Here is a 23700-nt window from a genome sequence, read left to right as displayed (position 1 = left end):
GCCCCTCCCGGTTCTACCTCTTTACCCTGCGCCGGCTTCCGTCTTAACTGCTTCGCCCACGCGCATGATTTCCCACTCTAATCTGATACCGGATTTTGCGAAAACAGTTTCCCTGACCCGTTCTCCCAACAACTCGAGCTCTGTGGCAGTTGCGTCACTCCGGTTGATCAGGAAATTCGCGTGGATCTCGGACATCTGGGCGCCGCCCAGGCGCGCGCCCTTCATGCCCGCATCCTCGATCAGCTTCCACGCCTTCAGATCATGCACATCGTCCGCCCGTCCCGTCGAGGAATATCCGGCAGGGTTGCGGAAGGTCGATCCGGCAGAACGGTCCTTGACCGGCTGGGTCGCGGCACGCTTTGCAAGGGCCTCCTCCATCGCGGCCTCGATCTCCTCGGGCGGGCGTTCCGGCCCCTCGAAAACCGCCTCGGTCAGAACAAGGTCCGGCGGCAGCGCGGTCGAGCGATAGGCAAAGCCCATGTCCTCCGGCCCCAGCGTGATCGCCGTCCCGTCGCGCAGGACGCCGCGCGCCGAGACGAAGGCATCCGCCACATACCGCCCGTAGCAGCCGGCGTTCATCCGGAGCGCGCCGCCGATGGCGCCCGGTATCGTGCGCAGGAAGCCAAGATCGATCCCGGCCTGCGCGGCCTTGCGCGCGACATGGGCATCCAGCGCGGCAGAGCCGGCCCGAACCCGTCCCCCCGCCAACGTCTCGATCCCGTTGAAGCCGCGCCCGAGCCGGATCACGACGCCGCGGATACCGCCATCGCGGATGATGAGGTTGGAGCCGACACCCATGGGAAAGACCGGCACCTTGGCCGGCAGCGCCCCGAGAAAGGCGCGCAGATCCTCTTCGTCGGCGGGCTGGAACAGCACGTCCGCCGGGCCGCCGACGCGGAGCCAGCTCAGATCGGCCAGCGGCCGGTCCGGGGTCAGCGTCCCCCTGACCGGGGGCAGGTCATCGATCCGCATCGCGCACCCTTCCATGTACCACCCGCTCTGCCGCGATCGCGGCAAGCGTCAGAGCCGCCCATATGACAAGGGACAGAAGGACGATCAAGCCGACAAGGTTCGACGTCAGCCCGACGGCGGTCCACAGCAGCCCGGGCGCCGCGGCAAGCCCCCGCGAGACGATGCGATAGGCCTGCCGCGGCAGCGCCCGTGCCAGGATCCAGAAGACACCGAAGGCGAAGAGCCCCGCCGCCAGCAGGTAGAGAAGCCCGATCACGAGCCGCCCCTCCCCCGCAACCAGCGCCTGATGCGACGTGCCCAGCTGAACAGCAGCAGGCGGAACTGGTACATCCCCAGAAGGATGAAGCCCAGCACCCAGGGCCAGCCGAAATCGCGCCCGATCAGCCACAGCACCGGCAGCGCGGCCAGCCCCAGAAGCACCGCGATCGGCTTGTGCCAGCGGTTCGGCGTGGCGCCCGCCGCCGAGCAGAGGAACACCCAGGTCAGCGCATAGAGCACCGTCACGACCCGCCCCCGGCCTTGCGGCGCAGCCATTTCACCAGGAACAGGGCCGGATAGCGGTAGATCGACAGCGCGCCCAAGAAGAACGCCACCGCCCAGAGCATGCCCCATTCGCGCGCGATCAGCACCAGCAGGACCGGGAACAGGATCAGCAATGCCAGCGCATAGGGCCGGTGCCGCGGATAGGGGATCATGGCGACCAGCGAAACGAGGATCACCCACAGGCATCCCAGTATCGCCGCCGCCGTCACCGGGTCAGCGCCTCGGGCAGCGCATGGGCCCAGGCGGAAATGCTGCCGGCGCCCAGGCAGACCACCATGTCGCCGGGTTTCGCCTCGGCGCGCACAAGGGCGGGAAGCGCCGCCTCGCTGTCCAGTGGCAATGCCCGGCGGTGGCCGTGGCGGCGCAGCCCCGCGACCAGGCTGTCACGATCCGCACCCTCGATCGGGGCTTCCCCTGCGGCATAGACATCGGCGATGGCAACCACGTCGGCGTCGTTGAAACAGGTGCAGAAATCCTCGAACAGGTCGTGCAGCCGCGAGAAGCGGTGCGGCTGGTGCACGGCGATGACCCGTCCCTTCGTCGCGTGGCGCGCGGCCTTCAGCACGGCCGCGATTTCCACGGGATGGTGGCCGTAGTCGTCGATAATGGTCACGCCGTCCACCTCGCCCACGCGGGTGAAACGGCGGTTCACCCCGCCAAATCCCTGAAGCGCCCGGCGGATATCGTCATGGCCGATGCCCAGGTGCCGGGCCACGGCGATGGCCGCCAGCGCGTTCGACACGTTGTGATCGCCGGGCATCGGCAGGACCAGCCCCTCGATCACGTCGCCCTCGGCGCTGAGCACCACGTCGAAGCACGCCTGCCCCGCATCGTAGCGCAGGTCCACCGCGCGCACATCCGCCTGCGGGTTGAAGCCATAGGTCGTGACCCGCCGGTCGTGGATGCGGCCGACCAGCGCCTGGACCTCCGGATGGTCGATGCAGCAGACCGCAAGCCCGTAGAAGGGGATGTTCGACACGAAGGTGTCGAAGGCCCGGCGCAGCGCGTCGAAGCTGCCGTAATGGTCCATGTGCTCGGGGTCGATATTGGTCACGATGGCGATGGTGGCGGGCAGCCGGTTGAAGGTGCCGTCGCTCTCGTCGGCCTCCACGACCATCCACTCGCCCGCGCCCATCCGCGCGTTCGAGCCATAGGCATGGATTATCCCGCCATTGATGACCGTCGGATCCTCGCCGCCCGCGTCCAGCAGTGCCGCCACCATCGAGGTGGTCGTCGTCTTGCCGTGGGTGCCCGCGACCGCGACGTTGTTCTTCAGCCGCATCAGTTCGGCCAGCATCTCGGCCCGGCGCACCACCGGCAGCTTCAGGCTGCGCGCGGTGTCGAGTTCGGGGTTGCCCGGCTTGATCGCGGACGAGATGACCACGACCTCGGCCCCTTTCAGGTTGGCGGCCTTCTGCCCGATGAAGATGGTGGCGCCCTTCTGGGCCAGCCGCTTCGTGATGGCGCTTTCCTTCAGGTCCGAGCCCTGCACCGTGTAGCCGTGGTTCAGCAGCACCTCGGCGATGCCCGACATGCCGATCCCGCCGATGCCCACGAAATGGATCGGGCCGATATCCTGCGGCATGCGGGTCTGGGCATTCATCGGCGGGCCTTCCGGGTCAGGGTCTCGACAAGGTCGGCCAGGCGTTCTGCGGCATCGGGCTTTCCAAGCCGCGCCGCCGCAGCGGCCGCGCGCGCGGCGGCCGACCCGTCCGACAGGATCGCGGCGATATGCCGTGCCAGGCGCTCGGGTGTCAACTCGGCTTCCCGGATCACCGTCGCTGCGCCGGCTTCCGCCAGTCCGCGGGCATTCGCCGTCTGCTCGTCTCGCACCGCCGCGGCGTAGGGGACAAAGATCGCGGGCCTGCCGATCGCCGCGATATCGGCCACCGAGGACGCGCCCGAGCGGCTTACGACAAGCTGCGCGCGGGCCATGCGTTCGGGGATATCGTCGAAGAAGGGCCGGATGTCCGCCGGAATTCCCAGCGCCGCATAGGCGGCACGCACCTCGTCGGCATCGGCATCGCGGGCCTGCTGGCTGACCACCAGCCGGGTGCGGATATCCTCGGGCAACAGGGCCAGTGCCTTGGGCACCATGCGCATCACGCTTGCCCCCTGCGAGCCGCCGAACACCAGAAGCTGCAGCGCGCCGCCGTTGGGCACGTCATACTCCGCCCCCGCCAGCGCCCGGACCGACGCCCGCACCGGGTTGCCGATGTCGATGCCCTCGACACCCTTGGGCAGTTCGGTCGGCCATGTCCCGCAGGCGATGGCATCGACGCGGGTCGCGAAGACCTCGTTCACCCGGCCAAGCACGCCGTTCTGTTCATGGATCAGGCGCGGGATGCGCAATGCCCAGGACGCGGCCATCGCGGGCAGCGCCGGATAGCCGCCGAACCCCGCGACACAGGCCGGCCGGTCGCGCAACATGGAGACCAGCGCCCCGAGGATGCCGAAGCCGATCTTGACCGGCGCCAGCAGCTTCTGGACCAGCCCGCCCCGCGCGAAGCTGGCCGAACGCAGCACCACCCGGTCGACCGCCGCCGGGAAGCCCCCCGCATAGCGCGCGCCGCGCGGATCGGTGGACAGCTTGACCCGCCAGCCGCGGGCCAGCATCTCTTCGGCCAGCGCCTGGGCGGGGAACATGTGCCCGCCCGTGCCGCCGGCCGCGATCACCAGAAGCGGCTGCGCGCTCATCGCCCGCGTCCGATGATTTCCGACAGGTGATCCTGTGGCCGATGCCGGGTCAGCGCCAGCAGCATGCCCATCGCGAGCCCCGCCGCCACGATGGACGATCCCCCGTAGCTGACGAAGGGCAGCGTCATGCCCTTGGCCGGCAGAAGCCGTGCCGCGACGCCCAGGTTGATGATCGCCTGCATCCCGAACAGCGCGGCAAGCCCGGTACCGGCCAGCCGGATGAAGGGGTCGCGCTCTCCCAGCAGCCGCATGAACGAGCGGATCACCACCACCGCGAACAGCGCGATGACGAGCAGGCAGAGCAGAAGCCCGAACTCTTCTGCGGCCACGGCGATGATGAAATCGGTATGCGCATCGGGCAGCGACCATTTCACCGTTCCCTCGCCCACGCCCACGCCGAAGAAGCCGCCCTCCTGGATCGCGTTGGTGGCAAAGCCGATCTGGGTGCGCGGATCGATGTCGGGGCTGAGAAAGCCGTCGATCCGGCGGGCGACATGTTCGGAATTGGCATAGGCGAACAGCCCCGCGCCGACCACGCCCGCCGCACAGAGGACCAGCAGCAGGATCGAGGCGCCGGCCACGAAATACATCAGCCCCCAGGCCGCGAGGATCAGGCTCGCCTGCCCGAAATCCGGCTGAAGCGCGAGAATGAGCGCAAGGATGACAGCGACCACGAAGGACATCGCCCGGCCCGGCGGGCCCGACAGATCATAGCTCGCAGCCATCAGCCAGGCCGAGAACACCACGAAGGCGGGCTTCAGGAATTCGGACGGCTGCACGCTCGCGAAGCCAAGCGAATACCAGCGCGTCGCCCCCTTGCCGAAATCGGTGCCGAACACGGGCAGCAGCGCCACGGCGATGGTTGCGGCAAGAAAGCCCAGCACCGCCTTGCGACGGATTTCCGTGGGCGACATCATCGAGACGACGATCATCGCCGCGAAGGCGATCACCCCGAAAAAGGCCTGTCGCGTGACGTAGTGGAAAGGGTCGAGCCCGTTGCGGCTGGCCAGCGGCGGCGAGGCGGCCAGACCCAGGAGCAGCCCGATCACGAACAGCCCCAGAACCGCGCCCAGCGACCAGCGATCCACCGTGCGCCACCAACGCGGCAGCAGCGGCTCGCCCGGCTTCTCGGCGACCGCGCCATGCACCATCTCGGTCATTGCGACCTGCCCTTGCTCATGTCTCTGCCTCTGGCCGTCCGCTTGTTGTCCGCGGATCTGGCCTTGTTATTGCGCGAAAGCTTAGCCGCTTTGCAGCCTGCGCGCCAGCGTTTCGGCGGGTCCTGGGGGTTAACCCTTCGTTCATTTCCCGGAGCCTAGGCTGGCGCTGCCCGGTCGCCGGGCCCGGCCGGCAGGCCGCCGGAAGGGACCCGAAGGGAAAGGAATGCCGATGCGTGTCGTACTGCTTTGGTCCATGGCCGACCCGGGTCTCTATTCCAACGCCCCGTTCGACCGGCTTTATGCCGGCATCGGCCATAACAACGGCAACCTGGCTTTCGTCGCGGGCGCCAGCGTCACGCTGCCGGACATCGTCTCGATTCTTCCGTGGCATACGGCGCCGGAGCAGATCAACGCAGAGGCGGACCTGGTCGTCCTGCCCTGCGCGAACCAGCTCGGCGCGCATACCGACCTCGGTGCGATGGCAGAGTTGCTGGGCCGGATCGACGTGCCGGTGGTCGCTCTGGGGCTTGGCGCGCAGACCATGTCACGGGACGAGGACGTGACCCTGACACCGGGAACCGCCGCCTGGCTTGACGTGCTGATCGCCAACGGGCGGCGCTTCGGGCGCAACAACATCTACACCCGCGGACCGTATGCCACCGAACAGATCCGCAAGCTGACCGGGGCAGAAGTGGTGACGGGGTCCTGTCCGTCCCAATTCATCGAGCTTGCCCCCGGGCTGGGACGCCGGATCGAGTCGCGCTGGCAGGCCCTCGACCTGCCCCGTTCGATCGCGGTGGCGGGCGGACACCAGGCCTGGGACAAGGTGCGCGTGATCGAGCAGCAGCTTGTCGCGATGATGATGGATCCGGTGCATCCCGGCGTCTATGTCCCGCAGTCCATGGGCGACATGATCCGCATCTCGCGCGATCTGCTGCACGAGGTGGAACCGGACGTGCGCGAGCGGATCCGCCGGCACCTGATGCCCCACTACACGCCCGAACTGTTCGCGGCCTGGTGCAACGCCTATGCGCGCAGCTTCTACGACGTGCCGGCCTGGATGGACGAGTTGCGCCGCCACGACCTGACCATCGGCCCGCGCTATCACGGCGCGGCGCTGGCCATCCAGGCCGGGCGCATGGCCTGCACCATAACCATCGACAGCCGGACCGAGGAATTGTGCCGCCAGACCGACGTTCCGCATCTGCGGGCCGAGGACATGACCGGACCGCTTACCCGCAGCACGCTGCAAAAGCTGATCCGGTTCGACGGGGCGGCCTTCGATGCGGGCAGGCAGGCGCGCGCGGCGACCTACCTTGCCTTTCTGCGCGAAAATGGCCTGCGGCCTGCGGATGGCCTTGTCGCGCTGGCAGCAGAAACCGAAGCAACCGGCGCGATTGCCGCGGAATAGGCCGCTGGCGGCCACAGGGACTCGCGACGCGGCTTTTCGCCCCCGGAATGCCCCCCCGTCCCCGTTTCGGTTGAATATCCCGGACGAAAGTCGATGGGCCCGGCAATCAGCGTGCTGCGCCCTGAGCGCGGCAGCGGGCCGCCTTCCGCGCATGGCAGGATCACGCGCGGGCGCGGCCTGCCGCCTGGCCGCGTGTGCTCTCCGCTTCGGCCAGCCACACGCTGTGACCGCCGCAATCGGGATCCTCGGGCCGGAAGGCGAGGACGCGCAACCCGTTTGCAGCCAGCTGCGCGCGATATTCCTCCGGCGAAAGCGAGCTGTGGCAGACCGGCTCTCCTCCCACGGTGCCGATCGCCTGCCCGGCATCGGGGCCGCTGGTGAACAGCAGCCGCCCGCCAGGCGACAGATGCGCCGCGAAGATCGGGATCATCGCCCGCTGGTCTGGCGCGGACAGGTGGAAGAAGCTGTCCCACGCGATCACCGCCGCATAGCGCCGCCCCAGGTCGAGCGACCGCATGTCGGCCTCGATCCAGCTGGCCTGCGGCAGGCGTTTGCGGGCGAGCCCGATCATCGCGGACGAGAAATCGACGCCGGTGATGGAAAACCCCCGCGCGGCAAGCCACGCCGCCACGGGCACGCCGCTGCCGCAACCGATATCGAGCACGGCCGCCCCGGGGCACAGCCCCCGCGTAACGCGGGAAAGCCAGCCTTCCTCCATCCGGCTGCCCGCGCGCGCGGCGTCCCAAGCATTTGCCTGCCGGTCGTAGACGGCCCGCAGGTCCATCAGCCCAGCGCGTGGACGAGTTCCACGAAGTGGTCCCCCCGCACCTCGAAGCTGCGGTACTGGTCGAAGCTGGCACAGGCCGGCGCCAGAAGCACCACGTCGCCCGGTTCGGCATCGGCGGCGGCGCGGGCCACGGCGGTCGCCATGTCGTGGCAGATCTCGTGCGGCGTGCCGCCCAGCGTCGCGGCGAATTCCTCGGCCGCCTCACCGATCAGATACGCCTTGGCGACACGGCCGAAATGCGGTCGCAGCGCCGCGATCCCGCCCTCCTTGGGCTTGCCCCCGGCGATCCAGCGCACCCGGTCGAAGGCGAGAAGCGCCTTTTCGGCGGCGTCCGCATTGGTGGCCTTGCTGTCGTTGACGAAGCGCACGCCGCCCCGCTCGGCAACCAGCTGCGAGCGATGCGCCAGGCCCGGGTAGCTGGCGAAACCTTCCTCGATCTGGCGCGGCCCCATGCCCACGGCCCGAAGTGCCGCATAGGCCGCACAGGCGTTCTGGTGGTTATGCGCGCCGGGCAACGTCACCATCGCGCGCATGTCGATCGAGGCGACCTGCCGCCCGCGCCGCCACTCTGCGATGAACCCCTTGCGGGCAAAGACCGTCCAGCCATCCTTGATCTGCTGGGTGTTGGAAATCCGGATCACCGGATCGCCATTGCCCGCCACCTCGCGCATCTGGTTTGCCAGGAACCGGCCCTCGGGCTGGTCCACCCCGATGATCGAGCGTTCCGGCCCCCCTTGCGTGAAAAGCCGCGCCTTGGCCGCAAAATACCCCCCCATGCCGCCGTGCCGGTCCAGGTGATCGGGGCTGAGGTTCAGGAATATCGCGATATCGGGGGCCAGCGCGCGGGCCAGTTCGGTCTGGTATGAGGAAAGCTCCAGCACCACCACCTCGCCATCGCCGGGCTTGTCGAGATCCAGCACCCCGCGGCCGATGTTGCCCGCCATCTGCGAGGGGATCCCGGCCGCCTTCAGGCAGTGATGGATCAGCGCCGTCGTGGTGGACTTCCCGTTCGAGCCGGTCACGGCGATCACCCGCGGCACGCTGTCCAGTTCTGCCCAGTCGTCGGTGGCGAAGGAACGGAAGAAAAGCCCGATATCGTTGTCCACCGCCACGCCCAGGCGCAGCGCGCGGTCGATGATCGGGTGCGGCGCGGGGTAGAGATGGGGGATGCCCGGGCTCGCGATCAGCGCGACCATGCCCTCCCACGACGCGTCGCGGTTCAGGTCCGCGGTCTCGAACCCCTCGGCCTCGGCCTTCTGCCGTGCGTCCGGGCTGTCGTCCCAGCAGACCGGCACCGCGCCGCCCGCGCGCAGCGCCCGCGCCGTGGCGAGCCCGGATCGGCCCAGCCCCAGAACGCCCACCTTGTGCCCGTCATAGCCTCTGACCGGGATCATGGCCTGCCCCCTTCGTTGCGGATGCAAGGATTTCTAGCGCGCTCCGGGCCGGGCCGGAAGCGGGCTCAGCGCAGCTTCAGCGTGGCCAGCCCGATCAGGGCAAGGATCACGCTGATGATCCAGAACCGGATCACGATCTGCGCCTCGCCCCAGCCCTTCTTTTCGAAATGATGGTGGATCGGCGCCATCAGGAAGATGCGTTTCTTCGTGCGCTTGTAATAGGCGACCTGGACGATGACCGACAGCGCCTCGACCACGAAGAGACCGCCGATGATGGCGAGCACGATCTCGTGCTTGGTCGCCACCGCGATCGCACCCAGCGCCCCGCCCAGGGACAGCGAGCCGGTGTCGCCCATGAACACGGCCGCGGGCGGCGCGTTGTACCACAGGAACCCCAGCCCGCCCCCGATCAGCGCCGCGATGAAGATCGCGATCTCGCCGGTGCCGGGAACGTAGTGGACCTCCAGATATTCGGTGAAGTCTGTCCGTCCCACCACATAGGCGATGATCCCGAACGACCCGCCCGCGATCATCACCGGCATGATGGCAAGCCCGTCCAGCCCGTCGGTCATGTTGACGGCATTGGCCGCGCCCACGATCACGATCATCGCAAAGGGTATGAACAGGACGCCAAGGTCGAGAAGCGCGTCCTTGAACACCGGAAAGGCCAGCTGCCCGGTCAGCGTCTCGGGGTGCAGATACATCGCCCATATCGCCGCAAGCGCCGCGATGACGAAGCCGATCGCCAGGCGCACCTTGCCCGAAAGCCCCGCGACATTCTGCTTGGTGACCTTGGAATAGTCGTCGGCAAAGCCGATCAGCCCGAAGGCCAGCGTGACGAACAGCACCAGCCAGACGAACCCGTTGTCGAGCCGCGCCCACAGGAGAGTCGAGATCACCAGCGCCGACAGGATCAGCAGCCCGCCCATCGTGGGCGTGCCGGCCTTGGTGACCAGGTGGCTCTCGGGTCCGTCGGCGCGGATCGGCTGGCCCTTCTTCTGCTTGAGCTTGAGGAAGTTGATCAGCGGCCGGCCAAAGAGGAACCCGAAGATCAGCGCCGTGAGAAAGGCACCGCCGGCGCGGAAGGTTATGTAGTTGAACAGGTTGAAGACATCGCCGCCGTCAGACAGGAATTTCAGGAAATACAGCATTCAGTCCGCTCCTTGCCCGTCCAGCGGGCGCGCCGCGCCCAGATTGCGCACGGCTTCTGCCAGAAGGCTGGCCTTCGAGCCGTTCGAGCCCTTGCACATCACGACATCGCCGGCGTCTACCAGCCGCGGCACGCGCGCCGCAAGCTCTGCCGCACTCTCGTACCACTGGCCGCGCCGCCGCTCGGGCAGCGCGTGGTGCAGCGCCTTCATCAGCGGCCCCGCGCAATGGACAAGCGTCACCGACTCCATCGTCGGCAGATCGGCGAGGGCTGCGTGCATCGCCGGCGCATCCTCGCCCAGTTCGAGCATGTCGGTCAGAAACGCGATCCGCCGCCCGCGAGAGACACGGCCAAGCCCGTCCTGCGGATGGGTCAGGGCGAACACCTCGAAGGCGGCCGCCATCGCGGCGGGGTTCGCGTTGTAGCTTTCGTCGATCAGCCGGACCGACCCGTCCAGCCCGCCCGGGCCCAGCGCGATTTCCCAGCGCGCGCCACGCCCCTCGGGGGCACACCAGCTGGCCAGTTCCAGCGCCGCCTTGCCCAGATCGGCGCCCAGCGCCTCCACCGCGGCCAGCACGCCCAACGCGTTTCCGGCCAGGTGCTGCCCCGGCTGGTCCAGCCGGAACATCAGCGGACGGCCCCGGCAGGTGGCCTTGGCCGTCGTGGCGGCCTCGGTCATGTGGACCTCTTCCAGCCGGTAGTCGGCCCCGGCCTCACGCCCGAAGGTGGTGATCGACAGCCCCGCCCGGCGCGCGGCGGCAGCCACAACTGGCCAGGTGGCGATGTCGCGCGGCAGGACCATGCGCCCACCCTCGACCACGCCCTCGGCAAGCGAGCCCTTTTCGGCGGCGATCCCCTCGACTGTCCCGAATGCCGCAAGATGCACTGGCGCCACGGTGGTGATCAGACCCACATGCGGCTGCGCAAGGCGCGAGAGCGGCGCGATCTCGCGCGGGGCGTTCATGCCGATCTCGATGACGGCAAAGCGCGTCGCACGCGGCATCCGCGCCAGTGTCAGCGGCACGCCCCAGTGGTTGTTGTAGCTTTTCTCCGAGGCATGGGTGGGTCCCTGCGCGGACAAGGCAGTGCGCAGCATCTCCTTGCTGGAGGTCTTGCCGACCGAGCCCGTCACGGCCACGACCCGGGCCCGGCAGCGCGCCCGCGCCCGCGCGGCAAGCCCGCGCAGACCGGCCAGGGTGTCCCCCACCACAAGCAGGGGCGCGTCCGCGGCCACGCCGTCCGGCCTGCGGCTGACCAATGCCGCCGCGGCCCCCTTCTCGAAGGCCTGCGCCACGAAATCATGGCCATCACGGACATCGCGCAGCGCCACGAACAGATCGCCCGGCTGCAGCGTGCGGGTGTCGATGGAAATGCCGCTGGCCACCCAGTCGCGGCCCAGGCGCTGACCATGGGTCGCGGCGGCGGCCTCGGCCGCGGTCCAGAGCGGGCTCATGCGAGCCGCCCTTCCAGGGCTGCCACCGCGATGCTGGCCTGCTCGGCATCGTCGAAGGGCAACACGTCGTCGCCGACGATCTGGCCCGTCTCGTGCCCCTTGCCCGCGATCAGCAGCGTGTCCCCGGGCTGAAGCGCGTCCACCGCCGCCAGGATCGCGGCGGCGCGGTCGCCGATCTCGTTGCCCTCGGGCACCGCTTCCATGATCGCCTTGCGGATGGTGGCGGGATCCTCGCTGCGCGGGTTGTCGTCGGTCACATAGACCAGGTCGGCATTCTCGCGCGCGGCCTGCCCCATCATCGGGCGCTTGCCCGGGTCGCGATCACCGCCCGCACCGAACACGACGATCAGCCGCCCCATGACATGCGGGCGCATCGCCCGGAGCGCGGTCGCCAGCGCATCGGGGGTATGGGCGTAATCGACATAGATCGCAGCGCCGTTCCTGCGCACCGCCGCCCGCTCCATCCGGCCGCGCACGGTCCTGAGTGCGGGGAGGGCCGCGAACACGTCGCCGGGCTCTGCCCCGCAGCCGATGGCGAGCCCAGCCGAGACAAGCGCGTTCGCCCCCTGGAAGCCACCGATCAGGCCCAGGCGGACGACATGCGCGGCCCCCTGCCAGGAAAACCGCAGATCCTGTCCGGTCGCGTCGAACCGGGTGCCGAGGATACGCAGGTCGGCCCCCTCGTCGGCGCCCACGCGGATCACGCGTTGCCCGCGCGCCGCAAGTTGCTCTGCCAGCACGCGCCCGGCGGGATCGTCGATGTTGAGGACCGCGACCCCGTCCTTCGGCAGCACCCGGGTAAACAGCCCCGACTTCGCCTCGAGGTAGTCGGCAAAGGTCGGATGGTAATCGAGGTGGTCGCGGGTGATGTTCGTGAAACCCGCAGCCCGCAGCCGCACCCCGTCCAGCCGGCGCTGCGCCAGCCCGTGCGAGGACGCCTCCATCGCGGCATGGGTGATCCCCTCGTCCGCAAGCTCGGCCAGAAGCCTGTGCAATGTCAGCGGCTCGGGCGTGGTGTGCGTCAGGGGCCGCGCCAACGCCCCCTCGACCCCCGTGGTGCCGAAATTGACCGCGCGGACGCCCAGATGTTCCCAGATCTGGCGGGTGAAGCTGGCGACAGAGGTCTTGCCGTTGGTCCCCGTCACCGCAACCATCGTCTCGGGCTGGGCGCCGTACCAGGCGGCGGCGGCCCGCGCGAGTGCAAGCCGCGGGTCGCGATGGACGATGACCGGCAGCGCAAGGGGCGCCTCGGCCTCGGCCAGCGCCAGGCCCGCCTCGTCGGTCAGGATCGCCGCGGCGCCCATGCGGATCGCGTAGGGAATGAACTCCGCGCCGTGCATCCTGGTTCCCGGCAGCGCCGCGAACAGGTGGCCCGGCAGGGTCTTGCGGCTGTCCACCGACAGGCCGGTGATCCCGCCCGCGCCGGACCAGTCGCCGGCGCGCCGGGCGCCGGTCAGGATGCCCAGCGCCTCGATCTCGCGTACCCGTTCGGTTCCCTCGCCCATGCCGCGGCCGCCCCCTCAGCCGTTTCCGGCCCGCACCATCCGGGCCGTCTCGGGCGTCTCTTTAGGCAAGGGGCGCATGTTCATCAACGGGGCGATCCGGCGGATGATCTCGGCGCCGACCGGCGCGGCGGTCCAGCCGGCGGTCCGGCGCGGCTCGCGTCCGGTGCGATCCTCGGGTTCGTCCAGGGTGACGATCAGCACATATTGCGGATCGTCGGCGGGAAAGATCGAGGCGAAGGTCGCGATCACCTTGTCCTCATGGTATCCGCCGGTGTGCTTGGGCTTGTCGGCCGTGCCGGTCTTGCCCCCGACCCGGTAGCCCGGAACATCGGCCAGCGTCGCCGTGCCCCGCGTCACCACCTCGCGGAGCATGGAGCGGATTTCCGCCGACGTCGCCGCCGAGAGGACGCGATCGGCCTCGGTCGGGTGTGGCGTCGATTTCAGCAGGCTCGGGCGCACGCGCAGCCCGCCGTTGACGACCGTCGCATAGGCCGTGGCCAGATGCAGGGGCGTCGCGGCAAGCCCATGGCCGTAGCTGATCGTCATGGTCGAGATTTCCGACCAGCGCGCCGGGATCAGCGGCTTGGTGCGCCCCGCCTCCGGCAGGGTGACGGGAACCGGCTCGCCGAAGCCCAGCTGCTCCAGGAAGGCGCGCTGCCGCTCGCCGCCGATCTCCAGGGCGATACGCGCGGTGCCGACGTTCGAGGATTTCACGATCACGTCGCGCATGGTGTTCTGGTCGCCGTAATTCCGGAAATCGCTGATCCGGAACCGGCCCCAGCGCATCGGGCTTTCGGTATCGATCATCGACTCGGGGCGGTAGAGGCCCAGTTCCAGCGCCTGCGCCACGGCGAATATCTTGAAGGTGGACCCAAGCTCGTACACGCCCTGCGCGGCGCGGTTGAAGATCGGGCTGTCCGAGGGATCACCCGTCGTGGGCGGAACCGGGCGCTGGTTCGGGTCGAAGTCGGGAAGCGAGGCCATGGCGATGATCTGCCCGGTCTTCGCCTCCATCAGCACCGCCGCCGCGCCCTTGGCGTTCATCAGCCGCATGCCGCCTGCCAGCACCTGTTCGACCGCGGCCTGCACCGAAAGGTCGATCGACAGCTCGAGCGGCTTTCCCTCCTCGGCGGGGTCGCGGAGATATGCGTCGAACTCGCGCTCGACGCCCGCCACCCCGATCACCTCGGCCGCGTGGACCCCTTCACGCCCGTAGCGGTAGCCGCCCAGGATATGCGCGGCCAGCCGTCCGTTGGGGTAAAGCCGCATTTCGCGCGGGCCGAACAGAAGCCCCGGCTCGCCGATATCGTGCACGGCCTGCTGCTGCTCGGGCGAAAGCGAACGCTTGATCCAGATGAACTTCGATCCGCCCGAGAAGCGGCGCAGCAGGTCCGTCTCGTCCAGATCGGGAAAGATGCGGGCCAGCCCCGCCGCGGCGGCGGGCTTGTCCACCATCAGGTGGGGCTGCGCGTAAAGCGAGGCGGTCTGCATGTTGGTGGCAAGGATCGCGCCGTTGCGATCCACGATATCGGCCCGCTGCGCCACGATCTGCGTGCCGCTCAGCCCCGCCAGGGGCTCTGCCGGGTCCGAGGCCGCCAGCACCGACATCCGGGCCGCGACCGTGCCGAAGGCCAGCACGAAGACCGCCGCCAGCATCAGCAGCCGGTATTCGGCACGCTGGCGTTCCGCCTTGTGGCGCTGGCGCATGCGGGCGGCGCGCTCTTCCGCCTCGATCAGGTCGGGGTTCTCGCCATGGGCACGCGCGTCGATGACGCGGGCCAGTGGGCGCAGCGGGCGGCGGATCATGGCCGCCCCTCCAGCACGGCCTGAAGCACGTCTTCCGCCAGCCTGTCGGAATCCTCGGCCGGGGGATAGGCCACCATGGACGGATCGCCGAAGTGATCGGCGCTCATGGGCATGAGCTGCAATTCGGCGAAATATTCCTCGGCCAGCGCGCGCAGCCGGTCGGGCCGGTTCAGATAGGCCCATTCGGCGTTCAGCACCGCGATCGCCTGGCGCTCGCGCTGGATGTCCTGGCGCAGCCGCTCGACATGGCGCACGGCATCCTGGGTGGCGTAGTTCACCTGGTAGGCCCAGTAGCCGAACACGACCACCAGGGCGCAGGCAGCGAGATAGAGCAACGTCCTCATGCACGCGTCTCCTGTCTCAGGGCGATGGAAGGCAGTCCGAGGGTCTTAAGGTCGGCGGCGGCGGCGGGCGCGTCCGTACGCCGTGCCATCCGCAGCCGCGCAGAGCGCGCGCGCGGGTTCGCCGCAAGTTCCTCCGCGTCCGGCTCGACCGCCTTGCGGGTCAGCAGCGCGAAGCGCGGCGCGAGTTCCTCGGTCTCGGGCATGTGTCGGCTGGCCCGCGCGGCCCCGCCGCTGGCATCGCGCAGATAGCGCTTCACGATCCGGTCCTCGAGCGAGTGGAACGTCACGACCGCAAGGATCCCGCCCGGCCTGAGCGCCCGTTCCGCCGCCATCAGCCCGCGGGCAAGCGCGCCCAGCTCGTCGTTGACGGCGATGCGCAGGGCCTGGAAGCTGCGGGTCGCGGGATGCGGATGGCCCGGTTTGGGGCGCGGCATGATCCGCTCGATCAGGCCGGCCAGCTGGCGTGTCCGGGTGAAGGGCGTGGACTTGCGGTCCGTAACGATGGCCCGCGCGATGCGCCGCGACGCGCGCTCTTCGCCATACTGGTGCAGGATGTCGGCAAGCTGCGCCTCGGGCAGTGTGTTCACAAGATCCGCGGCCGATGGCCCGGCCTGCGCCATGCGCATGTCGAGCGGCCCGTCCTTGGCGAAGGAAAACCCGCGCTCGGCCTGGTCGAGCTGCATCGAGCTGACCCCGATATCGAGCACGACGCCATCCAGAGGCAGCGCGCCCGCCTGTTCGGCCAGCCGGTCGAGATCGGCGAAGTTGCCCGCCACCAGCGCCAGCCGGTCGCCGCAAGTGCCAGCCCACGCGGCCGCACGCTCGAACGCCTCGGGGTCCTGGTCCACGCCGATCACCCGGGACGCGCCTGCGGCCAGCAGCGCCCGGCTGTAGCCGCCCGCGCCGAAGGTGCCGTCAAGCCAGGTGCCGGTGACCGGCGCCGCCCGTTCGAGGATCGGCTGCAGCAGGACCGGGATATGGGGATCGGGGGTCGCCTGCGCCGGGGTCATGGGTCAGTCTCCCCGCCCGGCCCGGTCGAGAAGGGCGAAGGGATCGTCAGGCCCGCCCATCGGGCCGACGCTTGCCATGCAGGCCTCCATGTCGGCGGCATAGGCAGATGGCTCCCAGACCTGGAACTTGTCGCCCATCCCGGCAAATGTGACCTCGCCCTCCACGCCGATCATGTCGCGCAGCTTCGCGGACAGCACGATGCGCCCGTTCTCGTCCACCTGGGCATAGGTGGACTGGGTGTTGATCGCACGCTCCAGAAAGGCGCGCTCGCGCGAGAAGCGGCCGAGCTTCTCGATTTCCTCGTCCAGCCGCTCGATGCCCTCGATGGAAAATCCCCAGAGGCATGGCTTGCCGGGTATGCCGTAGATCAGCACCAGGTTGGGATTCTGGCCGGACTGCCAGTCAGGGTCGCCCTCTTCGAGGACACGGCGAAACGGGGCCGGTATCGAGACCCGCCCCTTGCCATCCACCTTGTGGACGCTTTCGCCTCTGAAACGTCGTGCCACGCCTCACCCTGCCCGGGCCCGTCGGCCCATGAAAAAGGGCGGCCGTGCTCTTGCTGGCACTGACCGCCCCCGATCTTCGTCTGGTCGCCTCCGATTGCGCACCAGCCTGCTCGCCAGCCAATCTGCGCCGGAACGCCCGTAATCTGCGGAAGGGTGCGGGCCTGTATGAAACCTGCTCGTTTTATGTCGCTCCGGGATCTGGTGCCCCGTGATGCCGTGACCGCATCCTTCCGTGGAAAAAGGTATCTCATGGGATTTCGTGCAAATCAATGGGAAAATTACCCACAACAACCCACAGAGCCTTATTTTCCTGCGCCATGGTGGCCTTGATGCGGCGCTGGCGCGATCAATTTCCGAATAGTGGTATGCCTATACTTCGGCACCACCATATCTAGACGCCGCTTGCAGTGGGGCGCCGTCCCATAATTTTCCAGACCAAGCCCCGCCGCAGGGCAATATGCACAGGTTCACGGGCATTATCCCCGAAGTTATCCACAGATCCGGCGTGAATCGCGGGCAAGCCGAAGTCGGCGGGCCATGGTTTCCCATGCCGTTTCCGTGCTTCGAGGGGATCGGATTGTGCGGATGGCCTGTAAGCCGGATTCTGTAGGGCTTGCGCCCCGATGACCATTCCTCTGGGCCAGGCATCGCTGCCTGGCTCAAGCAGCCAACCCGGACCTGCTCGGGGCAGAGGCGCCCCTGCGGTTTCCCGCGCGCGGTCCCTATTTGGCCTTGCTCCCGGCGGGGCTTGCCGTGCCGCTCCTGTTGCCAGTCGCGCGGTGGGCTCTTACCCCACCGTTTCACCCTTACCCCCGGTTTTCGCCGGGGGCGGTCTGTTCTCTGTGGCGCTTTCCCTCGGCTCTCGCCGGCCGGGCGTTACCCGGCGCCGTTCCTCCGTGGAGTCCGGACTTTCCTCGGCCCCTTTCGGGGACGCGGCCATCCAGCCATCCGCACAGCGTCTTAATGGGGATTGGCGCGGTCCGGGTCAAGACAGGGATAGCGGCGCGCGAGCGCCTCGATCAGCGCGATATCTTCCGCCTCCAGCGGCGCATCCAGGCGCCAGGGCCGGAACCGCAGCCGAAAGGCCGGCAGCACCTGCTCGAGGGGAAACGCATAGCCGAAGCGCCGCGCGGCTTCCATGAAGCGCGCCGGCCCCTGCCCGCCCTGCGCCCCGTTTCCGGGCCAGACCGACAGGCCGGCGCGCGCAAGGCGGCGCCAGTCGAAGCGCGGTCCCGGATCCGACTTCCGGTCGGGCGCCATGTCGGAATGGCCGATGACCCGCTCGGGCGGGATCCGCCAGCGCGCCAGCACGCCCGAAAGCAACGCCTCGAGCGCGCGCATCTGCGGCTCGGGGAAGGGGTGCGCGCCGGTATTGGCCAGCTCGATCCCGATGGAGTGGGAATTGACATCCCCGACCGCCCCCCACGCACCGGCCCCCGCATGCCAGGCGCGCAGTTCCTCGGGCACCATGCGCCAGACACGCCCATCCTCGGCGATCAGCCAGTGGGCAGAGACCTGATGCTCGGGCGCGCAGAGCCGCGCGAGCGCGTCCTCGGCCGTCGGCATGGCGGTATAGTGCAACACCACCATGTCGGGCGGCCCGCCGTGACGGCGGGCGTTGCAATTGGGCGAGAGGTGGTCGATCACTTCCATGCGCCAGAGCAAAGGCACCAGAACCGCCCCATGTCCAGCCCCCTGCAGAACCGTGTCCTGCCAGACGGAGACATTGTCGCCCACCCGATGCGCGGCACGATGATGGGCAACCGCGGCGGGCGGCTGCACGATGCCGCGCGCGGGCTGGGCGCGCGTCGCTGGGTCTCGCGCCGCTGGATCATCTGTACCCTTAGCTTCAAGGACCGCCACCGCAACGTGATGGGCGCAGGCTATACCGAGTTGTTCTTCCTCGACGAGGTGACCGCGCTGGCCGCGGGCCACCGACCCTGCTTCGAATGTCGGCGCAAGGCCGCGCGCGCCTTCGCCCGGAGCTTTCCTGGCGCGGACAGCGCCGATGCGATCGACCGCGTGCTTCATGCAAAACGCCTTGGCCCCAGGCCCCGCGTGTCGCCTGGGGATCTGCCCGACGGCGCGATGGTGCGTTCGGGCCAGCGGATGCTGGCAATCCTTGGCGGGATGGCGATGGAATGGACGCCCGAAGGCTATGGCCCGGCCGAGGAACTGCCGTCAGGCCCATGCGCGCTGCTGACACCAGCGGCGAGCGTTGCCGTGCTCAGGACCGGGTACGCCCCGGCCTGGCACCCTTCGGCCCCGCGCCCCTCGGGGCACCACCCTTTGCCCCACCCCTGACCGGAGGCTTGCCGGGGCGCGGCGCGTCCGGGCCGGGCTTGCCCGGTTTCGGCTTGGCGCCCGGCCGCGCAACGGTGCGGGCCTTGGGCGCCGGCTTTTCAGGCGCCTTGGGCGCCGGCTTGTCCGGCTCGCGCTTGATGCCCAGCTGGTCGCGCAGCACCTTGGGACGGATTTCCTCGACCGCGCCGCGGGGCAACTCGCCCAGCTGGAACGGCCCGTAGGATATGCGGATCAGCCGGTTCACCTCCAGCCCGACGGCTTCCAGCGCGCGGCGGATCTCGCGGTTGCGGCCCTCGCGCAGGCCGATGGTCAGCCAGGCGTTGGCGCCCTGCTGGCGGTCGATCTCGACCTGCATCGGGGCAAAGCGCTCGCCATCGATGGTCATGCCCTTGCGCAGCGGCTCCAGCATGTCGACGGTCGGCTCGCCCTTGGCGCGGACACGGTACTTGCGCAGCCAGCCGGTCGAGGGAAGTTCCAGCCGTCGCTTCAGATCGCCGTCATTGGTCAGCAGCAGCAGCCCCTCGGAACTCAGGTCGAGCCGGCCCACGCTCATCACCCGCGGCATGTCCTCGGGCAGGGCATCGAAGATGGTCTTGCGCCCCTTCTCGTCCGCCGTGGTCGTCACCAGCCCCGCGGGCTTGTGATAGCGCCACATGCGAACCGGCTCGGGTTCGGCAATGGGCTTGCCGTCCAGCGTGATGACATCGCCGGGCAGCACGTTCAGCGCCGGGCTGTCGATCCGCCGCCCGTTCACCGCGACGCGGCCCTCTTCGATGATGCGCTCCGCCTCGCGGCGAGAGGCGATACCGGCGCGGGCCAGCCGCTTTGCAATGCGTTCGGGATCCTGGGTCATTCGCTCACCTAGCGCCCTTGTGCGCCCGCGCGCAATCCCCGAAACTGCGGCGTCATGCGTTTCACCAGCTACATGGATATCGCCCTCGAAGAGGCCCGCGCCGCCGCCGCGCGGGGCGAGACGCCGGTGGGCGCGGTTCTGGTGGATCCCGCGACCGGCAGCGTGATCGCCCGGGCCGGCAACCGGACGCGCGAATTGTCGGACCCGACCGCCCATGCCGAGATACTCGTGCTTCGCGAAGCTTGCGCCGCGCGCGGCTCGGAACGGCTGCCGGGCCTCGATCTGTGGGTGACGCTGGAGCCCTGCCCCATGTGCGCCGCGGCCATATCCTTCGCCCGCATCGCCCGGCTCTACTATGGCGCGCACGACCCCAAGTCCGGCGGCGTCGAGCAGGGGCCGCGGGTCTTTTCCCACCCGCAGGCGCATCATGTGCCGGACGTCTATCCCGGCCTGGAGGAGGCCGCGTGCAGCGCCCTCCTTCGGGAGTTCTTCGCCGGGCTCAGGCCCGGCTGAGGGATCACAGCTCGATCGGCTGCATCACCTGGGGCTCGCGCACATCCACGCCCGGCAGCGCATCGGCCAGCGGCTTCGCGTCCTGCGCCAAGAGCGGAAAGGTGCGGTAGTGGCAGGGGATGATCGTCTTGAAGTCGAAATAGCGCCTGGCCGCATAGGCGGCCCGCGCCGGATCCATGGTGAAATGGCCGCCCACGCAGAGGATGCCGATATCGGGTCTGTGCAGGTCGCCCATCCATTCCATGTCGGCCATGATGTCGGTATCGCCCGAGAAATAGATCACATGGCCCTCGCCCGCGATCATGAAGCCTGCCTCGCCCCCGGCATAGACCGGCCCGTTCGCGCCCCCCAGCGACGAGGAATGGCAGGCATTGACCAGCGTCACCGCGACGTCGCCCAGCTTCACCGTGCCCCCCTTGTTGAAGCCGACGGTGTCGATCCCCTCGGCCTCGGCCCACCAGGACATCAGGTCGTAGATGCCCACCACGGGCACGCCAAGCTCCTTGGCAAGCGCGACAGTATCGCCCGTGTGATCGCCATGGCCGTGGCTGACAAGGATATGCGTGGCGCCCGCGATGGCGGCGGCGCGGTCCTTGCCCTCGAACATCGGGTTTCCGGTCAGCCACGGATCCACCAGCAGCACCTGGCCCGCGATCTCGATGCGAAAACCGGAATGTCCCAACCATGTGATTTTCATGTGTTCCTCCTATGTCCGAGGTTGTTATCAAGCACGCGACCTGTCGAAATCAAGGAGACGCTCGATGGACTGGATGGGCCAGACGGACAACTACTGCGAAAGGGTCGATTTCGCCTTCTGGTCGGAACCCGTGAACGCCGTCACCAACGCCTCCTTCATGATCGCCGCCATAGTGGTCTGGGCGATGCTGGGCGGCAAGCGCGATCCGGGCGCCCGGGTGCTGGTGGCGATACTGGCCGCCATCGGCATCGGGTCTTTCCTGTTCCACACCTATGCCACCCGCTGGGCGCTGCTGGCCGACACGTTGCCGATCCAGCTGTTCATCCTGGCCTATCTGTTCTTCGCGACGGTGCGTTTCTTCCAGCTGCCGCTCTGGGCCGGGGGCGCGGCGGTGGTGGCGTTCTTTCCCTACGCCTTCCTTGTCGTGGCGGGACTCCGGCCGATCACCGGCGGGCTGAACGGGTCGCTGGGCTACGTCCCGGTGCCGATCCTGATTCTGGGCTTCGCGGCGGCCCTGTGGCGATCCGCGCCGGAAACCGCGCGCGGCATGGCGATCGGCGCGGGGATCCTGCTCGCCTCGCTGTTCTTCCGCACCATCGACGAGGCGGTCTGCAGCGTCTTTCCGCTGGGTACGCATTTCCTGTGGCACACGCTGAACGGGATCATGCTGGGCTGGATGATCATGGTCCTGCACCGGCATGTGCCCGCGCCCCGCTGAGCGGGGCGTGCGGCCCTTGCGCCACTGACCGCCGGCGGCTAAACCCGCCGCGACCCAAGGAGAGCAAAAATGGCGATCGACAAGGAAACCGCGCGCCGCGTCGCCCATCTCGCCCGGATCGAGGTGGAGGAAGCGGCGCTCGAACCGCTGGCCCGTGACCTGTCGCGGATCCTGGATTTCATGGACGAGTTGAACGAGGTCGATGTCGAGGGCGTGGAGCCGATGACCTCGGTCACGCCGATGACCCTGAAGCGCCGCGCAGACGCGGTGACGGATGGCGACCGGCAGGCGGATATCCTGCGCAACGCCCCCGACGCCCGCGAGGGCTTCTTCGCCGTGCCCAAGGTGGTTGAGTGACATGACCCAGCTGAACGCCCTGACCATCGCCGATGCCCGCGACAAGCTGCGCAAGGGCGAGATCACCGCGACCGAGTTGACCGAGGCCTGCCTGTCCGCAGCGGAAGCCGCGGCACCGCTGAACGCCTATATCGCCATGACTGCCGAGCAGGCGCGCGCGCAGGCGGCAGCGGCCGATGCGCGACTGAAGGCGGGGGATGCGCCCGCGATGTGCGGTATCCCGCTCGGCATCAAGGATCTGTTCGCCACCCGCGACGTCCAGACCCAGGCGGCCTCGCGCATCCTGGAAGGGTTCCGCCCGCCCTACGAGTCGAGCGTGACGCAGAACCTGTGGGACGCCGGCGCCGTGATGCTGGGCAAGCTGAACATGGACGAGTTCGCCATGGGCAGCAGCAACGAGACCTCGGTCTACGGCCCCGCGATCAACCCGTGGCGGGCACAAGGCTCGGACGCCGCGCTCACGCCCGGCGGATCCTCGGGCGGGTCGGCCGCGGCGGTGGCGGCCGACCTGTGCCTTGCGGCGACCGGAACCGATACCGGGGGGTCGATCCGCCAGCCCGCCGCCTTCACCGGAACGGTGGGGCTGAAGCCGACTTACGGCCGCTGCTCGCGCTGGGGGATCGTCGCCTTCGCCTCGTCGCTCGACCAGGCGGGGCCGATGACGAAATCCGTGCGCGACGCCGCGATCATGCTGGGCGCCATGGCCGGGCACGACCCGAAGGACTCGACCTCTGCCGACATCCCCGTGCCGGATTTCGAGGCGGCGCTGACCGGCGACATCCGGGGCAAGAAGATCGGCATCCCGAAAGAGTACCGCGTGGATGGCATGCCCGCCGAGATCGAGAAGCTGTGGTCCGACGGGGCTGCGATGCTGCGCGACGCGGGTGCCGAGATCGTGGATATCTCGCTGCCGCACACGAAATACGCGCTGCCCGCCTACTACGTCATCGCGCCCGCCGAGGCATCCTCGAACCTGGCTCGCTATGACGGGGTGCGCTACGGCCACCGTGCCAAGATCCGGCAGGGCGAGGGCATCGTCCAGATGTACGAGCGCAGCCGCGCCGAGGGCTTCGGCCCGGAAGTGCAACGCCGGGTGATGATCGGCGCCTATGTGCTGTCGGCGGGGTATTACGACGCCTATTACAAGAAGGCGCAGAAGGTCCGCACGCTTATCAAGCGCGACTTCGAGAACGTCTATGCCGAGGGCATCGACGCCATCCTGACGCCCGCCACCCCCTCGGCCGCCTTCGGCATCGGCGAGATGGCGGATGCCGACCCGATCCGGATGTATCTGAACGACGTGTTCACCGTGACCGTGAACCTGGCAGGCCTGCCCGGCATCAGCGTCCCCACCGGGCTCGACGCGCGCGGCCTGCCGCTGGGGCTCCAGCTGATCGGGCGGCCATGGGAAGAGGCGGACCTGCTGAATACCGCCTACGCGCTGGAAAACGCCGCCGGTTTTGCGCATCATGCGCAAAAGTGGTGGTGACTGGGCCGGGTTTGCGCTCAGGACAGCGGC

At 68.8% G+C, this 23700-nt stretch carries 25 protein-coding genes and 1 other RNA gene; 6 read left to right on the top strand and 20 right to left on the bottom strand.

What is annotated here, in order from left to right; genetic code table 11:
* Nucleotides 1-21: 21 nt before the first annotated feature.
* The 7 genes from murB to HMH01_RS06095 are packed head-to-tail and all read right to left on the bottom strand — an operon-like array spanning nucleotide 22 to nucleotide 5372.
* Nucleotides 22-972 (bottom strand): UDP-N-acetylmuramate dehydrogenase, encoded by a 951-nt coding sequence (gene murB, locus HMH01_RS06125; RefSeq protein WP_171323446.1) that lies wholly within the window; start codon nucleotides 970-972, stop codon nucleotides 22-24.
* Nucleotides 959-1228: a hypothetical protein gene (locus HMH01_RS06120; protein ID WP_171323444.1), complete on the bottom strand. Its 270-nt coding sequence runs from the start codon at nucleotides 1226-1228 to the stop codon at nucleotides 959-961. The genes murB and HMH01_RS06120 overlap by 14 nt, the downstream gene beginning before the upstream one ends.
* Nucleotides 1225-1506 carry a DUF2484 family protein gene (locus tag HMH01_RS06115; protein ID WP_171323442.1) on the bottom strand — a complete coding sequence of 94 codons (282 nt, stop codon included), beginning with the start codon at nucleotides 1504-1506 and terminating at the stop codon, nucleotides 1225-1227. Before HMH01_RS06115 ends, HMH01_RS06120 begins: the two co-directional genes overlap by 4 nt.
* Nucleotides 1473-1724, bottom strand: a complete 252-nt coding sequence (locus HMH01_RS06110) for a DUF2484 family protein (RefSeq protein ID WP_171323439.1) — start codon at nucleotides 1722-1724, stop codon at nucleotides 1473-1475. Before HMH01_RS06110 ends, HMH01_RS06115 begins: the two co-directional genes overlap by 34 nt.
* Complete coding sequence (gene murC / locus HMH01_RS06105; RefSeq protein WP_171323437.1) at nucleotides 1721-3118, bottom strand: UDP-N-acetylmuramate--L-alanine ligase; 1398 nt, start codon at nucleotides 3116-3118, stop codon at nucleotides 1721-1723. The genes HMH01_RS06110 and murC overlap by 4 nt, the downstream gene beginning before the upstream one ends.
* The gene (locus HMH01_RS06100) at nucleotides 3115-4212 is read right to left on the bottom strand and encodes a UDP-N-acetylglucosamine--N-acetylmuramyl-(pentapeptide) pyrophosphoryl-undecaprenol N-acetylglucosamine transferase (protein ID WP_171323435.1); all 1098 of its coding nucleotides are present in this window, start codon (nucleotides 4210-4212) and stop codon (nucleotides 3115-3117) included. Before HMH01_RS06100 ends, murC begins: the two co-directional genes overlap by 4 nt.
* Complete coding sequence (locus tag HMH01_RS06095) at nucleotides 4209-5372, bottom strand: peptidoglycan glycosyltransferase FtsW (RefSeq protein WP_171323433.1); 1164 nt, start codon at nucleotides 5370-5372, stop codon at nucleotides 4209-4211. Before HMH01_RS06095 ends, HMH01_RS06100 begins: the two co-directional genes overlap by 4 nt.
* Nucleotides 5373-5601: 229 nt before the next feature.
* Between HMH01_RS06095 and HMH01_RS06090 the strand changes: the two genes are divergently transcribed.
* Nucleotides 5602-6783, top strand: coding sequence for a polysaccharide pyruvyl transferase family protein (locus HMH01_RS06090; RefSeq protein WP_171323431.1), 1182 nt, complete (start codon nucleotides 5602-5604; stop codon nucleotides 6781-6783).
* A 160-nt stretch (nucleotides 6784-6943) separates the two neighbouring features.
* Here the strand turns inward: HMH01_RS06090 and HMH01_RS06085 are convergent, their stop codons facing one another.
* The 11 genes from HMH01_RS06085 to HMH01_RS06035 all read right to left on the bottom strand — a co-directional run bounded on the left by HMH01_RS06085 (nucleotide 6944) and on the right by HMH01_RS06035 (nucleotide 18392).
* Complete coding sequence (locus HMH01_RS06085; protein WP_171323429.1) at nucleotides 6944-7567, bottom strand: class I SAM-dependent methyltransferase; 624 nt, start codon at nucleotides 7565-7567, stop codon at nucleotides 6944-6946.
* Nucleotides 7567-8964 (bottom strand): UDP-N-acetylmuramoyl-L-alanine--D-glutamate ligase, encoded by a 1398-nt coding sequence (murD, locus tag HMH01_RS06080; protein ID WP_171323427.1) that lies wholly within the window; start codon nucleotides 8962-8964, stop codon nucleotides 7567-7569. The genes HMH01_RS06085 and murD overlap by 1 nt, the downstream gene beginning before the upstream one ends.
* Nucleotides 8965-9029: 65 nt before the next feature.
* Nucleotides 9030-10115 carry a phospho-N-acetylmuramoyl-pentapeptide-transferase gene (gene mraY / locus HMH01_RS06075; RefSeq protein WP_171323425.1) on the bottom strand — a complete coding sequence of 362 codons (1086 nt, stop codon included), beginning with the start codon at nucleotides 10113-10115 and terminating at the stop codon, nucleotides 9030-9032.
* Complete coding sequence (locus tag HMH01_RS06070) at nucleotides 10116-11567, bottom strand: UDP-N-acetylmuramoyl-tripeptide--D-alanyl-D-alanine ligase (protein WP_171323423.1); 1452 nt, start codon at nucleotides 11565-11567, stop codon at nucleotides 10116-10118.
* Complete coding sequence (locus HMH01_RS06065) at nucleotides 11564-13072, bottom strand: UDP-N-acetylmuramoyl-L-alanyl-D-glutamate--2,6-diaminopimelate ligase (protein ID WP_171323421.1); 1509 nt, start codon at nucleotides 13070-13072, stop codon at nucleotides 11564-11566. The genes HMH01_RS06070 and HMH01_RS06065 overlap by 4 nt, the downstream gene beginning before the upstream one ends.
* A 15-nt stretch (nucleotides 13073-13087) precedes the next feature.
* Nucleotides 13088-14878 (bottom strand): peptidoglycan D,D-transpeptidase FtsI family protein, encoded by a 1791-nt coding sequence (locus tag HMH01_RS06060; protein ID WP_171323419.1) that lies wholly within the window; start codon nucleotides 14876-14878, stop codon nucleotides 13088-13090.
* Complete coding sequence (gene ftsL, locus HMH01_RS06055) at nucleotides 14875-15222, bottom strand: cell division protein FtsL (RefSeq protein ID WP_171323417.1); 348 nt, start codon at nucleotides 15220-15222, stop codon at nucleotides 14875-14877. The genes HMH01_RS06060 and ftsL overlap by 4 nt, the downstream gene beginning before the upstream one ends.
* Entirely contained in the window at nucleotides 15219-16232 is a 1014-nt protein-coding gene (rsmH, locus tag HMH01_RS06050; protein ID WP_171323415.1) for a 16S rRNA (cytosine(1402)-N(4))-methyltransferase RsmH, read from the bottom strand. The genes ftsL and rsmH overlap by 4 nt, the downstream gene beginning before the upstream one ends.
* A 3-nt stretch (nucleotides 16233-16235) precedes the next feature.
* On the bottom strand, nucleotides 16236-16739 hold the full coding sequence (gene mraZ / locus HMH01_RS06045; protein WP_171323413.1) for a division/cell wall cluster transcriptional repressor MraZ: 504 nt from the start codon (nucleotides 16737-16739) through the stop codon (nucleotides 16236-16238).
* 577 nt (nucleotides 16740-17316) lie between these two features.
* Nucleotides 17317-17691, bottom strand: an RNA gene (rnpB, locus tag HMH01_RS06040) — RNase P RNA component class A.
* An 8-nt stretch (nucleotides 17692-17699) separates the two neighbouring features.
* The gene (locus tag HMH01_RS06035; RefSeq protein WP_246237356.1) at nucleotides 17700-18392 is read right to left on the bottom strand and encodes an N-acetylmuramoyl-L-alanine amidase; all 693 of its coding nucleotides are present in this window, start codon (nucleotides 18390-18392) and stop codon (nucleotides 17700-17702) included.
* 30 nt (nucleotides 18393-18422) lie between these two features.
* On the opposite strand from HMH01_RS06035, the gene HMH01_RS06030 reads away from it, so the two are divergent.
* On the top strand, nucleotides 18423-19043 hold the full coding sequence (locus tag HMH01_RS06030; RefSeq protein WP_171323412.1) for a hypothetical protein: 621 nt from the start codon (nucleotides 18423-18425) through the stop codon (nucleotides 19041-19043).
* Here the strand turns inward: HMH01_RS06030 and HMH01_RS06025 are convergent.
* Nucleotides 18967-19896, bottom strand: a complete 930-nt coding sequence (locus tag HMH01_RS06025; protein WP_171323410.1) for a pseudouridine synthase — start codon at nucleotides 19894-19896, stop codon at nucleotides 18967-18969. The two genes, HMH01_RS06030 and HMH01_RS06025, sit on opposite strands and share 77 nt — an antisense overlap.
* Nucleotides 19897-19950: 54 nt before the next feature.
* Here HMH01_RS06025 and HMH01_RS06020 point away from each other — a divergent pair, with 54 nt between their 5' ends.
* Nucleotides 19951-20409, top strand: coding sequence for a nucleoside deaminase (locus tag HMH01_RS06020; RefSeq protein ID WP_171323408.1), 459 nt, complete (start codon nucleotides 19951-19953; stop codon nucleotides 20407-20409).
* Between the two features lie 4 nt (nucleotides 20410-20413).
* Here the strand turns inward: HMH01_RS06020 and HMH01_RS06015 are convergent, their stop codons facing one another.
* Nucleotides 20414-21106: a metal-dependent hydrolase gene (locus HMH01_RS06015; protein WP_171323406.1), complete on the bottom strand. Its 693-nt coding sequence runs from the start codon at nucleotides 21104-21106 to the stop codon at nucleotides 20414-20416.
* Nucleotides 21107-21170: 64 nt separating this feature from the next.
* Between HMH01_RS06015 and HMH01_RS06010 the strand changes: the two genes are divergently transcribed.
* The 3 genes from HMH01_RS06010 to gatA all read left to right on the top strand — a co-directional run bounded on the left by HMH01_RS06010 (nucleotide 21171) and on the right by gatA (nucleotide 23670).
* Nucleotides 21171-21824 (top strand): ceramidase domain-containing protein, encoded by a 654-nt coding sequence (locus HMH01_RS06010; RefSeq protein ID WP_171323404.1) that lies wholly within the window; start codon nucleotides 21171-21173, stop codon nucleotides 21822-21824.
* Nucleotides 21825-21893: 69 nt separating this feature from the next.
* On the top strand, nucleotides 21894-22181 hold the full coding sequence (gene gatC, locus HMH01_RS06005) for an Asp-tRNA(Asn)/Glu-tRNA(Gln) amidotransferase subunit GatC (RefSeq protein ID WP_171323402.1): 288 nt from the start codon (nucleotides 21894-21896) through the stop codon (nucleotides 22179-22181).
* Nucleotide 22182: 1 nt separating this feature from the next.
* The gene (gatA, locus tag HMH01_RS06000; protein WP_171323401.1) at nucleotides 22183-23670 is read left to right on the top strand and encodes an Asp-tRNA(Asn)/Glu-tRNA(Gln) amidotransferase subunit GatA; all 1488 of its coding nucleotides are present in this window, start codon (nucleotides 22183-22185) and stop codon (nucleotides 23668-23670) included.
* Nucleotides 23671-23700: the final 30 nt, after the last annotated feature.

The organism is Halovulum dunhuangense, assembly GCF_013093415.1.
Lineage (GTDB): Bacteria > Pseudomonadota > Alphaproteobacteria > Rhodobacterales > Rhodobacteraceae > Halovulum > Halovulum dunhuangense.
This window is presented reverse-complemented; position numbering and strand designations above follow the sequence as displayed.

Excerpts from the sequence above, each read along its gene's own strand:
- HMH01_RS06065 (WP_171323421.1), bottom strand. The coding sequence starts at position 13,072 with ATGGGCGAGGGAACCGAACGGGTACGCGAGATCGAGGCGCTGGGCATC.
- murD (WP_171323427.1), bottom strand. The coding sequence starts at position 8,964 with ATGATCCCGGTCAGAGGCTATGACGGGCACAAGGTGGGCGTTCTGGGG.
- gatA (WP_171323401.1), top strand. The coding sequence starts at position 22,183 with ATGACCCAGCTGAACGCCCTGACCATCGCCGATGCCCGCGACAAGCTG.
- HMH01_RS06020 (WP_171323408.1), top strand. The coding sequence starts at position 19,951 with ATGCGTTTCACCAGCTACATGGATATCGCCCTCGAAGAGGCCCGCGCC.
- HMH01_RS06090 (WP_171323431.1), top strand. The coding sequence starts at position 5,602 with ATGCGTGTCGTACTGCTTTGGTCCATGGCCGACCCGGGTCTCTATTCC.
- HMH01_RS06070 (WP_171323423.1), bottom strand. The coding sequence starts at position 11,567 with ATGAGCCCGCTCTGGACCGCGGCCGAGGCCGCCGCCGCGACCCATGGT.
- HMH01_RS06025 (WP_171323410.1), bottom strand. The coding sequence starts at position 19,896 with ATGACCCAGGATCCCGAACGCATTGCAAAGCGGCTGGCCCGCGCCGGT.
- murB (WP_171323446.1), bottom strand. The coding sequence starts at position 972 with ATGCGGATCGATGACCTGCCCCCGGTCAGGGGGACGCTGACCCCGGAC.
- HMH01_RS06015 (WP_171323406.1), bottom strand. The coding sequence starts at position 21,106 with ATGAAAATCACATGGTTGGGACATTCCGGTTTTCGCATCGAGATCGCG.
- HMH01_RS06035 (WP_246237356.1), bottom strand. The coding sequence starts at position 18,392 with ATGGAAGTGATCGACCACCTCTCGCCCAATTGCAACGCCCGCCGTCAC.
- murC (WP_171323437.1), bottom strand. The coding sequence starts at position 3,118 with ATGAATGCCCAGACCCGCATGCCGCAGGATATCGGCCCGATCCATTTC.
- mraY (WP_171323425.1), bottom strand. The coding sequence starts at position 10,115 with ATGCTGTATTTCCTGAAATTCCTGTCTGACGGCGGCGATGTCTTCAAC.
- ftsL (WP_171323417.1), bottom strand. The coding sequence starts at position 15,222 with ATGAGGACGTTGCTCTATCTCGCTGCCTGCGCCCTGGTGGTCGTGTTC.
- HMH01_RS06010 (WP_171323404.1), top strand. The coding sequence starts at position 21,171 with ATGGACTGGATGGGCCAGACGGACAACTACTGCGAAAGGGTCGATTTC.
- HMH01_RS06060 (WP_171323419.1), bottom strand. The coding sequence starts at position 14,878 with ATGATCCGCCGCCCGCTGCGCCCACTGGCCCGCGTCATCGACGCGCGT.
- HMH01_RS06095 (WP_171323433.1), bottom strand. The coding sequence starts at position 5,372 with ATGACCGAGATGGTGCATGGCGCGGTCGCCGAGAAGCCGGGCGAGCCG.
- rsmH (WP_171323415.1), bottom strand. The coding sequence starts at position 16,232 with ATGACCCCGGCGCAGGCGACCCCCGATCCCCATATCCCGGTCCTGCTG.
- HMH01_RS06100 (WP_171323435.1), bottom strand. The coding sequence starts at position 4,212 with ATGAGCGCGCAGCCGCTTCTGGTGATCGCGGCCGGCGGCACGGGCGGG.
- HMH01_RS06030 (WP_171323412.1), top strand. The coding sequence starts at position 18,423 with ATGTCCAGCCCCCTGCAGAACCGTGTCCTGCCAGACGGAGACATTGTC.
- HMH01_RS06115 (WP_171323442.1), bottom strand. The coding sequence starts at position 1,506 with ATGGCTGCGCCGCAAGGCCGGGGGCGGGTCGTGACGGTGCTCTATGCG.
- HMH01_RS06085 (WP_171323429.1), bottom strand. The coding sequence starts at position 7,567 with ATGGACCTGCGGGCCGTCTACGACCGGCAGGCAAATGCTTGGGACGCC.
- gatC (WP_171323402.1), top strand. The coding sequence starts at position 21,894 with ATGGCGATCGACAAGGAAACCGCGCGCCGCGTCGCCCATCTCGCCCGG.